Source organism: Shewanella donghaensis, assembly GCF_007567505.1.
Taxonomy (GTDB): domain Bacteria; phylum Pseudomonadota; class Gammaproteobacteria; order Enterobacterales; family Shewanellaceae; genus Shewanella; species Shewanella donghaensis.
On record NZ_CP041783.1, the window covers coordinates 1,483,636 to 1,497,112 of the forward strand.

At 39.1% G+C, this 13,477-nt stretch carries 12 protein-coding genes; 3 read left to right on the plus strand and 9 right to left on the minus strand.

The window, feature by feature from the left end; all coding sequences use genetic code 11:
* Positions 1 to 24: 24 nt before the first annotated feature.
* The 5 genes from FPK91_RS06300 to FPK91_RS06320 form a co-directional block, all read right to left on the minus strand.
* Positions 25 to 1,518 carry a CoA-acylating methylmalonate-semialdehyde dehydrogenase gene (locus FPK91_RS06300; protein ID WP_144209511.1) on the minus strand — a complete coding sequence of 498 codons (1,494 nt, stop codon included), beginning with the start codon at positions 1,516 to 1,518 and terminating at the stop codon, positions 25 to 27.
* 228 nt (positions 1,519 to 1,746) lie between these two features.
* Positions 1,747 to 2,949 (minus strand): thiolase family protein, encoded by a 1,203-nt coding sequence (locus FPK91_RS06305; protein WP_144209514.1) that lies wholly within the window; start codon positions 2,947 to 2,949, stop codon positions 1,747 to 1,749.
* Between the two features lie 309 nt (positions 2,950 to 3,258).
* Complete coding sequence (locus FPK91_RS06310; RefSeq protein ID WP_144209517.1) at positions 3,259 to 5,256, minus strand: tetratricopeptide repeat-containing diguanylate cyclase; 1,998 nt, start codon at positions 5,254 to 5,256, stop codon at positions 3,259 to 3,261.
* A gap of 651 nt (positions 5,257 to 5,907) precedes the next feature.
* The gene (gene metA / locus FPK91_RS06315) at positions 5,908 to 6,852 is read right to left on the minus strand and encodes a homoserine O-acetyltransferase MetA (RefSeq protein WP_144209520.1); all 945 of its coding nucleotides are present in this window, start codon (positions 6,850 to 6,852) and stop codon (positions 5,908 to 5,910) included.
* A gap of 49 nt (positions 6,853 to 6,901) precedes the next feature.
* Positions 6,902 to 7,315, minus strand: coding sequence for a YbaY family lipoprotein (locus tag FPK91_RS06320; RefSeq protein WP_144209540.1), 414 nt, complete (start codon positions 7,313 to 7,315; stop codon positions 6,902 to 6,904).
* Positions 7,316 to 7,440: 125 nt separating this feature from the next.
* Here FPK91_RS06320 and FPK91_RS06325 point away from each other — a divergent pair, with 125 nt between their 5' ends.
* A complete protein-coding gene (locus FPK91_RS06325) occupies positions 7,441 to 8,181 on the plus strand; it encodes an SDR family NAD(P)-dependent oxidoreductase (RefSeq protein WP_144209543.1) in 741 nt (246 codons plus the stop codon).
* A 121-nt stretch (positions 8,182 to 8,302) separates the two neighbouring features.
* Here the strand turns inward: FPK91_RS06325 and ompW are convergent, their stop codons facing one another.
* Entirely contained in the window at positions 8,303 to 8,950 is a 648-nt protein-coding gene (gene ompW, locus FPK91_RS06330; protein WP_144209546.1) for an outer membrane protein OmpW, read from the minus strand.
* 431 nt (positions 8,951 to 9,381) lie between these two features.
* Between ompW and FPK91_RS06335 the strand changes: the two genes are divergently transcribed.
* Together FPK91_RS06335 and FPK91_RS06340 are read left to right on the plus strand one after the other, a co-directional pair.
* Positions 9,382 to 10,455 carry a hypothetical protein gene (locus FPK91_RS06335; protein ID WP_227006699.1) on the plus strand — a complete coding sequence of 358 codons (1,074 nt, stop codon included), beginning with the start codon at positions 9,382 to 9,384 and terminating at the stop codon, positions 10,453 to 10,455.
* Positions 10,456 to 10,500: 45 nt separating this feature from the next.
* Complete coding sequence (locus FPK91_RS06340) at positions 10,501 to 10,746, plus strand: DUF7661 family protein (protein ID WP_227006700.1); 246 nt, start codon at positions 10,501 to 10,503, stop codon at positions 10,744 to 10,746.
* Between the two features lie 39 nt (positions 10,747 to 10,785).
* Here the strand turns inward: FPK91_RS06340 and FPK91_RS06345 are convergent, their stop codons facing one another.
* The 3 genes from FPK91_RS06345 to FPK91_RS06355 all read right to left on the minus strand — a co-directional run bounded on the left by FPK91_RS06345 (position 10,786) and on the right by FPK91_RS06355 (position 13,131).
* Entirely contained in the window at positions 10,786 to 11,337 is a 552-nt protein-coding gene (locus FPK91_RS06345; protein ID WP_144209549.1) for a nucleotidyltransferase family protein, read from the minus strand.
* A gap of 61 nt (positions 11,338 to 11,398) precedes the next feature.
* Positions 11,399 to 12,049, minus strand: a complete 651-nt coding sequence (gene maiA, locus FPK91_RS06350) for a maleylacetoacetate isomerase (RefSeq protein WP_144209552.1) — start codon at positions 12,047 to 12,049, stop codon at positions 11,399 to 11,401.
* A 95-nt stretch (positions 12,050 to 12,144) separates the two neighbouring features.
* Positions 12,145 to 13,131: a fumarylacetoacetate hydrolase family protein gene (locus tag FPK91_RS06355; RefSeq protein ID WP_144209555.1), complete on the minus strand. Its 987-nt coding sequence runs from the start codon at positions 13,129 to 13,131 to the stop codon at positions 12,145 to 12,147.
* Positions 13,132 to 13,477: the final 346 nt, after the last annotated feature.

Consider the following 13,477-nt stretch of genomic DNA (forward strand, 5'->3'; position numbering starts at 1 on the left):
TCTCCCATAAGAAGGCCATTTGAATTACTTAAGATCAATACTCATGTTTGGACCGCTAACCACTTCATCAGCAAACCAGCGCGAAGTAACCGTTTTAGTTTCAGTGTAAAAACGCACAGCTTGCTTACCGTAAGCGTGTTGATCACCATAGAAACTGCCTTTCCAACCTGTGAATGAGAAGAATGGTAATGGCACAGGAATTGGCACGTTAATACCTACTTGGCCGACTTCTATGTGGTGTTGGTATTTACGCGCTGCGCCGCCAGAAGCAGTAAAGATTGAGGTACCATTGCCGTATGGGCTGTTGTTAACTAACTCGATAGCTTCATCAAGGTTTTCAGCTTCCATACAACATAATACTGGCCCAAAAATTTCTTCTTGGTAAATGCTCATATCAGTGGTGACTTTGTTAAACATGGTTGGGCCAATCCAGTTACCTGACTCGTAACCTTCAACAGTGCAGTCGCTACCATCTAATAAACATTCAGCGCCTTCTTCTTTACCTTGGGCAATAAGCTTGAGTACCCGCTCTTTTGCTGCAGGACTTATAACAGGGCCGTATGCGGCATTTTCATCATTCCACAAACCAGGGCGCACTTTTGCAAGCGCTTCTTTAAGCTCTGGGATCCATTCTTTAGCTGCACCAACAAATACTGCGACTGAAATCGCCATACAACGTTGTCCTGCTGCGCCAACTGATGCACCAACCATATTGTTGATAACCTGCTGCTTATTCGCATCAGGCATGATCACGCAATGGTTTTTTGCGCCAGCGAAAGCTTGCACACGCTTTAAGTTATCAGTACCTGTTTTGTAAATGTATTGCCCAACTCCCACTGAACCTACAAATGAAATTGCTTTAATCGCTGGGTCTGTCAATAACACATCTACAGCGGTTTTATCGCCATGAACCAATTGTAATACACCTTTTGGTGCACCTGCTTCTACAAACAACTCGACCAAACGCTGTGGCGTCATTGGATCTTGTTCTGAAGGCTTTAAAATAAAAGTATTACCGCAAGCAATTGATAATGGGAACATCCATAACGGGATCATTGCAGGGAAGTTAAACGGCGTAATACCCGCACACACACCTAATGGTTGCGTGAAGCTACAGGTATCAATATTACGGGCAACATTCTCAACGGTCTCACCCATTAACATTGATGCGATGTTACAAGCATGTTCAGCAACTTCGATACCACGCCAAACATCGCCTTTTGCATCTTCAAAGGTTTTACCCGTTTCTTGAGCAAGAATAGTGGCGATTTCATCATGATGTTCTTTTAGAAGATGCTGGTAACGCAACATAACGCGGGCACGTTCAGAAACAGGGACTTCTTTCCACGTTTTAAATGCTTCTTTAGCACTGTAAATAGCTTGATTAACTTCATCAACAGTCGCAGCATTAATATTAGCAATAACACTGTTATTAGCAGGGTTAGTCACGTCGATATTTTGTGTACCTGTGCCTTCGGTGAATTCACCGGCGATATAATGTTTAACTTGTATGGTCATTTTATTTCCTAAATCCTTTTACAGATTAATGTTGAGCCCCAAAGCTCTTGAGTTATATAAACACGCGCAGACATTGTTATTATTGGCCTCACTTTAAAGTGATTATTCGCCGACGCCTTTGTGCGTGCTTATGTGTTCTTTAAAAGCGGTTTCATTGTTAGAATTTTCTACTCTGAAATCAGCTATTAAAGAACACGTCTTGTTAAATCTTAATAAATTACAGCAGTGTTAAACTTCAATCGCCATCGCAGTCGCTTCACCGCCACCAATACATAATGACGCCACACCTTTTGCAGTACCTTTAGCCAAGCCTTTCGCTTTTAAAGCGTGAATAAGCGTAACGAGAACTCGTGCACCAGAACAACCTATTGGATGACCTAAAGCACATGCGCCGCCATAGATGTTTACTTTATTGGCATCAAGTTGAAGCACTTGAATCGCTAACATAGTTACCATGGCAAACGCTTCATTGATTTCGAACAAATCAACATCAGACTTGGCCCAATTCACTTTATCAAATAACTTGTTCATCGCGCCCACTGGCGCAGTGGTAAACATTGAAGGTTCTTGAGCATGAGTGGTATGCCCCTTAATTGTCGCCATAACCTCTAATCCAAGTGACTCAGCCTTTTCGCGTGTCATTAGCATGAGTGCTGCAGCGCCATCAGAAATAGAGCTTGAGTTAGCTGCGGTGATGGTGCCATCTTTAGTAAAGGCTGGACGTAATGTAGGAATTTTCTCGGGACGGGCATTACCAGGCTGCTCATCGGTATCAACGGTGACATCCCCACGGCGGTTAGCAATGGTCACAGGCACAATTTCAGCTTTAAAAGCACCCGAATCAATGGCCTTGTTGGCTTTTTCAAGTGAGCTTAAGGCAAAATTATCCATCTGTTCACGAGTTAAGCCGTAATCATCAGCGGTTTTCTGCGCGAAAGTCCCCATTGCGCCGCCAGTGTAGGCATCTTCTAATCCATCAAGGAACATATGATCTAATACTTTACCGTGGCCCATTCTCATGCCGCCGCGTGCTTTATCCAATAAGTAAGGCGCTTGGCTCATACTTTCCATACCACCAGCGACCACAATGTCACTGCTACCGGCTTTGATTGCATCATGGGCAAGCATCACTGTTTTCATGCCTGAACCACACACTTTGTTGACGGTTGTCGCGCCCACACTCAAAGGTAAATCAGCACCGAGTGTCGCTTGTCTTGCTGGCGCTTGACCCAAACCCGCTGGTAATACACAACCCATGAATACTTCATCAATTAAGTCGGTATTGATTTGAGTTTGATTAACTAAACCCTTAATCGCATTAGCAGCAAGTGTTGGCGACGGTACAGCCGACAACGCGCCTTGAAATCCACCCATTGGTGTACGTTTCGCGGCAACAATAACAATATCTTGAGGTGATTGGTCGGTACTCATAACTTCTCCAGCATGGACTGTTCATAGGTAAGCAGACAAAATCAACAAAAATGTGATCTAGTTCAACTATAAAATAATATCTACACTCTGACGTTTACGCTAACGTAAAGCAAGTGAATTGTATCTGATAGTCTTCGTTGATCTTTTAACTGCTGTCATTGAAGATTTACATCTAATGTAAGAGATTGAATTAAATGAATTAGAAACTAATATTTTGTGGAAGGATGTAGAGCTTTTCAACACTTTTAGCGATGATTACTCTGATCTTAACAAAGTATTCATGCAAAAAAATTCACCAGTAAATCTAGGTTATATTGAAACAACCTGATTACGACCGTTATTTTTGGCTTTATATAATGCGTTATCGGCTTTTTGAACTAATTGGTCGAGTGATGATGAATCAGAATCAATAACAGCAACGCCAAGGCTGATAGTAAATTGGATGTTTACGTCATCGAATTGAAATGTTTGCTGTTCGATGCTTTCTCGTAATCGCTCTGCTATGTCTAAAGCTGTGTCTAAATCTGTTTTGGGCAAGATGACTAAAAACTCCTCGCCCCCAATCCGGCCTAGAATGTCACTTTTCTTGACCCAGTTTTTTGCTTTACGTGCAGTATATTTAATCGCTAAATCACCGATACTATGGCCATAAGTATCATTAATTCGCTTAAATTTATCAATATCAAAAATAATCACCGCACATGATTGGTTTTTCTTTTTAGCAGCAGCAAAAATAATATCCCCTTGCTCCATGGTATAACGTCGATTAGCAATGCCTGTTAAGTAATCAGTTTGTGAGCGGCGCTTGAAAAAGCGCCGAGATTGAATCAAAAAGGCGGTAATCACTAACAGCACTGCAATGATAAGACTGGTGACAATTAAACTCAGTTTTGAAATTCGTTGCTTATCTGTTTCTGATTTAAGATTTAAGATATTGATTGATAATTGGTTTTCTAATATTTGAATTTCATATTCAGACACTTTTGCGCTATGTTCCAGTGAAGAGTAAATGACGTCTTTATCCATTGCTGAAGCATAGGTTTCACGCTCGTGATTAACACTCGATAAAAGTACATTAAAGCTTTCAAGATAATCTTGTGTTGAAAATTTCTCTAACGCTAATATTGATGTTTTCAAAAATGGTGAACTAGATTCAAACGCTGCTGAATGCAGAAATTGACTCGCTGCTTCAAATGCCAATTCTGTTTGCTGTTGTTGCATATAGCTTAACGCTAAAAAGCCATAAGCAGTGCCCACAAAAAACTTTTCATTGGTGGTATTTTGTAACCTTGTCGCTGCAGTTAAATGATCAATTGCTACATCATATTTCTGTTGGAAGAAATTGACTTTACCTGCATTAAACTCCGCAAAAAACATAAAATCTTTAAAGTTAGGATTTTGTTTCGCCAACTCAAATAATATTGAAATATGCACTTGCGCAGCATCCCAATCGGACATGTTTGCCGATGAACCGGCCATATTATGCTGCATGTTAAACATGTCTTTGATGTCGTTGACTGTTCCCCATAACTTATAAGCTTCATTAAAATATTCATAGGCATATTTATGTAGACCATTTGAACGATAAATAGCGCCTGTTGAGTTATATATCATGGCTAACTTATTGGGCGTAAAATCATTATGTTTTGCAATAATTAGCGCCTCTTCTAAGCGCTGTAACCCTTTTTCAAACACATTGGTATCCGCGTAGCAAAAAGCACTTTGTGTCAGCGCTTTTGCTAGCACTTTGGGCGAGTCGATTTGACGAGCTAAATCAAGCGCGATATCTCTGTCAGGACAGTATTGGCTGGTATCATTCGACTGTAGATATTTGATAAATGAGCGTTCAATATAGCTGATCACTAAGATGTCAGAAATGGGCTCTGTTTCAGCAATATTGATTGCTTCGGTATAGGATAAAATGGCTTTATTGAGCTGATCTAATGCTTCTTGTTCAATGGCAATTAAATTCCATAACTCAGCTTGTTCTAGTTTACTCAACCTTGCTAATAACTGCTGCTGTTGTAAATAATCAAGCTTGTCTTGTGCGTGATCAAACTGTTTGAGATCGAGCTTTATCTTTCCAATTAATGGCTTATATGAGTCTGTGTTTTTTACAGCCTCACTTTTTACAGCCATATTTTTTATAGCCACTGAATTTATAGCCACATCTTGTACAACTAAATTAGGAAGCGGTTCAACCATATCTGCATTGGCAAAAGATACGATAGAGTATAAGGTGCATATCATCAGAAAATTAATAAACAATAATCTAAAAGCATTATTGCAACAGTGACTTACTGACATCAACTTTTACCCTAAGTGTGAAAAACAGAAATAAAATCAACATATCACCAACATGCAAACAAAGATACGAGAATCAAGAAAAGGCGCTAATTTCGCTTACAGCATAGCCGTTTACCTTGGTTTTCCGCTTAGGCTTGGCTAAAATTGAATAATCCATAATGACACTTTACTAAGCTAGTTAAGTCATCGTTGTGGTAATCTAATCTTCTGAATTTACTAATGAAAAAGCGCTGAAAAATCAGCGCTTTTAACGAGTGACCTTATAAATACCCTTACTATGAACATACAAGGTTAATCATAATGGTAAAACTGAATTACTTTTGAATCATCACCACACCAACACTGCGATCATCACTTTGATTAACCAGTCTAATAGTTAAGCCAAACACTTCAGACAAATCAATAAACATTTTTCCGGTCTTTCAATACTTGATGAAATAAAAAACCTTAATATCAATGGGTATTATTATTAATTAAAACTAAACAAAAAGAGCCACCTAGTAATACTAAATGACTCTTAAAAGATCTCAAAAGTATGATTCAAATAATTATCTTAAATTTACATTTTGGAAGTAACCAGTAAGATTTTATTGGCTCAAGTTACTAAATAGCTATTAGCTAGAGGTTCGCTAGAGATTACCCTCATAAAACCTATTTATCAGACTCCCACGGCGTCATAGCGCTCATATCAGATAAATCATAAGGCGTTAGCTGATAAACATAATAATTTAACCAGTTACTTACCAATAAGCTGCCATGACTATGCCAGCGCACTATCGCATCTTGCTCAGGATCGTCATTGCGATAATAATTTTTAGGAATGTCAGGATTACAATCTTGGGCTAAGTCTCGTTGGTATTCATCATTTAACGTCGACTTTTGATATTCTGGATGGCCCATGACAAACAAGTTTCGACTATTTCGGCTTAATACAATATAGGCACCAGCTTCATCAGATTCAGCCAAGACTTCTAAATCAGGATGTTGTTTTATCGCTTCAATATCCATTTCTGCAAACCGTGAATGCGGTGCATAAAATTCATCATCAAACCCCCGCAATAACGGATGCGGAGTCAAAGAGCGACTATGCTTAAACACCCCTGAACGTTTTTTATCTAATAATTTACGGTGTAAATCATAAAGATGAAATAAGCCTGCATGACCTGCCCAACACAAAAATAGTACCGAAGTAACATGTTGCTGTGACCAATCAATAATTTCTTTAATGTGATCCCAATAAACCACATCTTCAAAATCTATTTGACCGAGAGGCGCACCCGTTATAATTAAACCATCATAGTTATTTTCTTTTACCGCTTCAAAATCACGATAAAAAGTATTCATGTGATCAATGGAGGTGTGCTTAGATTCTTTGTCATGAATCCGCAGCAAATCAACCCCTACCTGTAATGGCGTATTACCTAATAAGCGCAGTAATTGGGTTTCTGTTTCAATCTTGTTAGGCATTAGATTGAGAATTAACACTCTCATAGGTCGAATATCTTGATTCGCTGCACGCGTTTCAGACATCACAAAGATATTTTCTGATTCTAATATTTCTGCTGCAGGTAAATCATCTGGAATTCTAACCGGCATACGGGCACCTTTTTAATACAAATTAAATCAGTGCATAGGTCACTAACCTCTATCCACCCACTTTATTAACAATAATATTTAGCTGCTGTGTCTCATTTACATCAACGCGGTAAGTTTGTGTATTGATAAACCACAGTTTGCCATTTACTTCTATTCGAGCACCTACGGCGTAGCTATGACCTTGCTGAAATTGATCCGCTGCAATTTGAAATTCAAATGCCTGCGGAGTGACCACGTTATCCAAAACTCGTTCAGCAATAACAATTGCTTTGGTGTCTTGTAACGACACATCTTTTATCTGCACCGTTAGTACCGCATCATCCGGTAATGCTATTCGTTCTCGATACATAATATCGCCTGAAATAGTCACCAAATCATGCGTTGTTGCGCAAGCCATTAAGCCAAAAACAATTGCGATTGGTAAAAGTACTTTTGCAGTGAAACGCGTCATTGCAATCTTCATATATTCTATCCTTATAATACATTAAGACTTCTAGAAGTCTATACGTCTGATGTTGAATAATATTCTTGCTTGTTATCGTTAGCAGTTGTTTTATCATAGGTCATCATTTCGAAGCCTTAAAGCTCATGACTCAAGCAAACGCAATAATAGTGGGCGCTAGCTCACATCTTAGTAAAGAAATAGCCCGTCAATTAGCCGAGCAAAAAGTTTCATTGGTGCTATTTGTGCAAGATCCAGACTCAATGGCTGAATTTGCACAAAGCTTACCGACTAAAGTTGACGTGTTGCCACTCAATATTGAAAATCCTGCAGCCATTATTAGCCAACTTGAAAAAGTTTGGCTAAGTCTCGATGGTGCACACTTAGTGTTAGTTAACACCGGTCTAAATGGATACAGCGAAGCACTACCTTGGGAACTTGAACAAGATATCATTGATGTTAATGTTCGAGGGTTTGCTGCAATTTGTAATACCACTTTCAGACTGATGCGTGAGCAAGGTTACGGTCAAATTGCGGCAATTAATTCTATTGCTGGTTTACGCGGTGGTCCTAGTGTGGCTTACCATGCATCAAAGGCTTTTGCGCAAAATTATCTTGAAGGCTTGAGCATGCATGCGCAGCGATTAAAGTTACCGATAACGATTACCGATATTCAACTGGGATTATTAGACAAAGCGGCTATGCAGCAAAGCAAACTCTGGTTACCTCCGCTACCAAAAGTAGCTAAACAAATTATCGTTGCAATGCAAAAAGGTAAGCGCAAAGTCTATGTCACTAAACGCTGGCGTTTAGTTGCTTGGTTAACCCTTTTATTACCCGAGTTTATTTATAACACTCGCCACTGGAAGACTAAGGTTAAGAAGTAAGCTCATTGCTGACCCATTATCGTTTTTATCAGTGAGTACTTAACAATAATATATAAAAAAACAGGAGCTTGATTAGCTCCTGTTTTATTATCTGATAACGCCTGGCAATTTATCTACCTAGCTAGAATGTATAGCCAACGCTGACCATATATACCCAAGGATCAATATCTACAGTCACTTCTGGGTATGGCGTTTCACCTGCATTAAAATTAACATCTGTTGAAATGTCTGCGTACCAAACTGATGCATTTACTAACCAGTTACTATTTACTTGATAATCTAAACCCACTTGAGCAGCTGCGCCCCAAGAGTTACTTAAACTTAAACTGTTTAATTCAAGAGCGGTAGCATTAGTAATTTCATTATCGTAAAAATTAGTAAAGTTAATACCAACACCAACATATGGGCGCAGTTTTGATTGAGCATCGCCGAAGTAATATTGTGCGACTAATGTTGGTGGTAACTGCTTAGTTTCAGCAATTTTACCTACGCCTTCAAGCGATATTTCATGCGAAAAAGGGGTTGCTGCCAGTAACTCAACAGCCCAATTGTCTGTCAACATGTAAGTAAAATTCAAACCAACTTGGGTATTATCGTCGACTGAAAATTCAGAAATGCCTGCAATAACAGGACTAGACTCGTTTGGGCTCACGACTGCGGCGCCAACTCGAACGATAAAATCACCCGCTTGATGGGCGACTGCAGCAGATGAAATACCAGCAGATAATAAACTTGCAGCAACGAGGCTAAGGGCTATTTTTTTATTCATTATGACAACTCCATATGTACAACAATATCAGTGCTTTTGATAAACACATTTAACAATTGCCGCTACACTGCCAGAAATAAAAAATAACATACATGATCTAGATCAATAAAACACCATACACCTAAAGAGGTACTTAAATCGGTTGATCTTGATCACAAAAAATACTAACAATATGATTAAGATGCTTTTAAAATGCACTTTTAATCTGTGTGGTCGGATAAAAAACAACCAAAAACCTCTTGGAATTGATTAACCTGTTAAAGTCTGCGACCTTCCCACTTAACAATAAATCAACAGCCACTAACGCCTATTCAGCAGTATTAAATGTAACCAACTTGATCAACCAATTAATTATCCGCTTAATCATTTCAAATAAGTCACTAGAGTGATAAAAGGAGTGACAATCATAATGACAAAAATGATACGCTTGAGTGATTAATGTTGTTAGTTTTACAGGTTATATTTTCGACTCAATGATACGTTTATGGATAACATCAACACTCACAATAGCCCTCCTTAGTGCTTTCATCTCAACGGCTTCTGCGTCAGATAACAGCAACCAAGCTATTACTGATCCTATCTCTGTAGATGTAGATCTAGATGATAATGCAAAAAATCAAAAAGAAGACATATCTCAGAATGAGCTAGAATCATCGCCTTGCTACAGCCGTTCTCAATCTGATGCCACCATTGATAAAACATTTGCCTACCTAAACACTAAATTTTGCCAACCCGCTATTTGGTTCGATAGTTTCTTTGTAGATGACCGTATTGAGGATGATGCTCGGGCAGGCACAATCATACGTTGGTATAACGATTTTTCATTTTATGAAAAAGAAGATTTTAAATATCGGGCTAACATCAATGCACGTTTAAACTTACCAGGGGTCAGTAAGAAGCTAAAATTAATCTTGGATTCCACCGGTGAAGATGATCCCTTTTCCTTCATCCGTAGTCCTGACGATAACAATGATAGAGACATTAGTCTTCGATATGATTGGTTAGTTAAAAATAGAAGTAGCTTTAATATTAAAGCGAGTTTCAAACCAAAGATCGAAGCTCGATATCGCTATACCTACCCAATATCAGAAAATACGATCACCCGCTTGACCCAAAAGTTATACCAAGAAAAGAATGTCACTGGTGAGTCGACCGAATTTGATATAGAACATTCCTTTAACGAAGAGTTTCTATTGCGCTGGAGTGCTGCATTTCAGTATGAAACTAGAGATAATGGCTGGGAATTAGGTTCAGGCTTGCAGTTGTACCAATATATCAGTGACAAGCAAGCGATTAGTTATCAAGCTCATATCCATGGCGTTGATAAGCCATATCACTACATTGATAGTGCTAAAATTGGTTTTACATATCGACAAAACTTTGCCAGAGATTGGTTATTCTTTGCTATAACACCTGAATATACTTGGACTAAAGATGATGATAGCGAAAGAATAAACCAAATGGCTGTCACGTTTACTGTAGAGTTTTTATTTAAAAATATTTGATCATCTAAGCTAAATAGAACGACGAATAACAATCATGAGGTCATCATGGCTCCGAAGCAATTCATTAAATTCGATGTATTTGGTAAATCCATGTCAATTACATGGCAAGAGTATGACAATAGTCAGGGTGAATGGCTGTTATTTAGAGATTCAGGTACCGGACTTCGTTCTCGCATCTTCGATGTCATCATTCCAGCAGAGATAGAAGAGTCAAATTTAGGCCGCTATCTAGATGATATATTTCACGAAAATGCCACAGAAAAGCATTCACAAGTCATAAGACTGAATTAGCGGTTAGATAATAGTCGTTTTTTGATTTTGGCGTTAGTATTAAAGGGCAAGTGATAATTGTGGGTATTGTTTAAACCACGGCTTACTGGCGACTCTTTCCATAAACACTTGCTCATCTGCTTTTGGATTGTAACTTACCGATAAACTGAACAAACTTTCAAAGCCAAATAGTGCCTCTATTTCAAGCTCACCTTTAGCATTCAGTTTTACCGCTACTGCGGTTTGCTGTTCTGGCCAATATGACATGGCATCAAGGGTTGATGTATAGGCTGGGTGGTTATTTTTCTCGTGCATTCTCGCTTGGTTTTTTACTGACCAGGGTAGTGTTAGTCTCTCAGATAAAGCTAGCTCAATTAATCTATCTCGATAGACGCTAATTTCTTCGGTGCAATAGTAAATAACATCGACATCATTGAGAGAAATAAAGCTCGCTTGATGCTGCTTATCCCATACTAAATTACGCACAAAACCGGCAGCAATGTACCAATCCGTAATATTAAGCTCAGCAAAAAGGTCTGCTACTTGTTGTAGTGCAGCAACACGCATTTTATCTTCTAAAATCCAAGTTTTTAACTGAGCTTCGTAGTTCATCTGGCTAACTCTGTAATTAAAGAGCCTACAATATTACAAACCTATTAGCACAATGCAATGCCTAGCTAGCATCATCTTGTAACTCAGGAGCGGCATCAGCAAATGCGGCTAGCTCATTACAACTTTGCCAGATTCGTACAATATTAGGATATGCTGATAAATCGACATTAAATCGATAAGCATTATAAACCTGAGGGATAAGACAAATATCCGCTAAGCTTGGGCTATCGCCAAAGCTATATTGACCAGAATGAACCGCTAATTGGGTTTCCAACGCCGCAAAGCCTAAATGGATCCAGTGGTGATACCAGTTCATTTTATCCTCTTCGCTTACCGCCATCTCTTTAACGAGATATTGTAATACCCGTAAGTTATCAAGAGGGTGTATCTCACATGCCACCGCCTGCGCCATTGCTCGCACTATCGCTCTATTTTTAGCGCCTTGTGGCAATAAGCTACATTGTGGATATTGTTCTTCAAGATACTCAAGAATCGCCAGTGACTGAGTTAAGCTAAACTCCCCTTCATCATCGCTATCCACCAAGGCGGGTACGAGGTTTTGTGGGTTCAATTGGGCAAACATTTCGCTATGTTGCTCACCGCCGTTTTTCACTAAATGAATGGATATTTGTTCAGCTTCTAACTGCTTAAGATTAAGTGCGATACGAACACGGTACGCAGCACTTGAACGCCAATAACCATATAATTTCATTTTATGTCCCTATTAAATATCGTAAGTTCGAGCGAAAAATACAAAAAAAGCAATAACGTAAAACGCTATTGCTCTTTATCAATCAGTGAACTGAATTAAGCTTTGTATTCAACCACTTTTTGATCGATAGAACCAAAGATAGAGTTATCTTGATCATCGAACATTTCAATTCTTACCGTGTCACCAAAATGCATAAATGGTGTTTTTGCTTTACCGTCTGCAATAATTTCAAGCATACGTTTTTCAGCTAAACAGCTAGAACCGGCGCTGCGATCATAGTTTGAAATAGTGCCTGAACCAATCACTGCGCCAGCCGCTAACGGACGTGTTTTAGCCACGTGTGAAACTAACTGGCTAAAGTTAAACGTCATATCCACGCCCGCATTAGGACGACCAAATAAATCACCGTTTAAATGAGTCACTAATGGCAGGTGAACTTTACTGTCCTGCCATCTTTCACCCAATTCATCAGGGGTAATTGCCACAGGAGAAAACGCACTAGAAGGCTTAGATTGGAAAAAACCAAACCCTTTCGCAAGCTCACCAGGAATAAGATTACGTAATGACACATCGTTGACTAGCATCAATAATTTAATGTGCTGGGCGGCATTCTCAGTCGTTACACCCATTTTAACGTCATCAGTCACAATCGCGATTTCTGATTCGAAATCGATACCATATTCTTCACTGGCCATTTCGATGTCAGCTTTAGGTCCTATAAAGCAGTCTGAACCACCTTGGTAAACTAAAGGATCAGTCCAAAACGTTGCAGGCATTTCAGCGCCGCGAGCTTTACGAACCAGTTCAACGTGGTTTACGTAAGCACTGCCATCAGCCCATTGGTAAGCACGAGGAAGTGGAGATAAACATTTAGCTTCATCAAAATCGACTGCGTTGTCCATCATACCGGCATTTAATGCCTCATATAATTCTTGTAGTTGCGGGTTGAGTAAATCCCAAGCATCTAATAATTGCTGCATTGTATGAGCTATCGCAGGTACGGCAACGGCTTTAGATAAATCTTTACTTACCAACATAAGTTGGCCATCACGGCGACCGTTGTTATAACTTGCAAGTTTCATCTTGACTCCTAAATGGGTACAAATAAAGTTGTTAACCCCTTCGATAAGGGCATGTAAAATCCGTTAGTTTGATAAGGAACGGCTAGGTTAATTGAGCATATTCCAAACAAACGTATTTTTAGGGTAGTAACAACCAAAATAGCGTTATTAGAGATAGAAATACCCTAAGCTGAACGCAATTAATATAGCGTGAGATAAATCACATTTTGTGAAGCTGGGGCTAAATTTGTAAACTTTTTAGTACGACTGAAAAAATATCAGCAAATACGCTGGTTTCAGCCATATAAAGAGTAAAATGCCAGCAGTTTGCTGGCATTTATGTGGCATTAAATCGTTACACGCTATA

Bases quoted from the DNA above. Each gene is read 5' to 3' on its own strand.
- FPK91_RS06355 (WP_144209555.1), bottom strand. From the start codon at position 13,131: ATGAAACTTGCAAGTTATAACAACGGTCGCCGTGATGGCCAACTTATG.
- FPK91_RS06300 (WP_144209511.1), bottom strand. From the start codon at position 1,518: ATGACCATACAAGTTAAACATTATATCGCCGGTGAATTCACCGAAGGC.
- FPK91_RS06310 (WP_144209517.1), bottom strand. From the start codon at position 5,256: ATGTCAGTAAGTCACTGTTGCAATAATGCTTTTAGATTATTGTTTATT.
- FPK91_RS06320 (WP_144209540.1), bottom strand. From the start codon at position 7,315: ATGAAGATTGCAATGACGCGTTTCACTGCAAAAGTACTTTTACCAATC.
- metA (WP_144209520.1), bottom strand. From the start codon at position 6,852: ATGCCGGTTAGAATTCCAGATGATTTACCTGCAGCAGAAATATTAGAA.
- FPK91_RS06340 (WP_227006700.1), top strand. From the start codon at position 10,501: ATGGCTCCGAAGCAATTCATTAAATTCGATGTATTTGGTAAATCCATG.
- maiA (WP_144209552.1), bottom strand. From the start codon at position 12,049: ATGAAATTATATGGTTATTGGCGTTCAAGTGCTGCGTACCGTGTTCGT.
- FPK91_RS06305 (WP_144209514.1), bottom strand. From the start codon at position 2,949: ATGAGTACCGACCAATCACCTCAAGATATTGTTATTGTTGCCGCGAAA.
- FPK91_RS06325 (WP_144209543.1), top strand. From the start codon at position 7,441: ATGACTCAAGCAAACGCAATAATAGTGGGCGCTAGCTCACATCTTAGT.
- FPK91_RS06345 (WP_144209549.1), bottom strand. From the start codon at position 11,337: ATGAACTACGAAGCTCAGTTAAAAACTTGGATTTTAGAAGATAAAATG.
- ompW (WP_144209546.1), bottom strand. From the start codon at position 8,950: ATGAATAAAAAAATAGCCCTTAGCCTCGTTGCTGCAAGTTTATTATCT.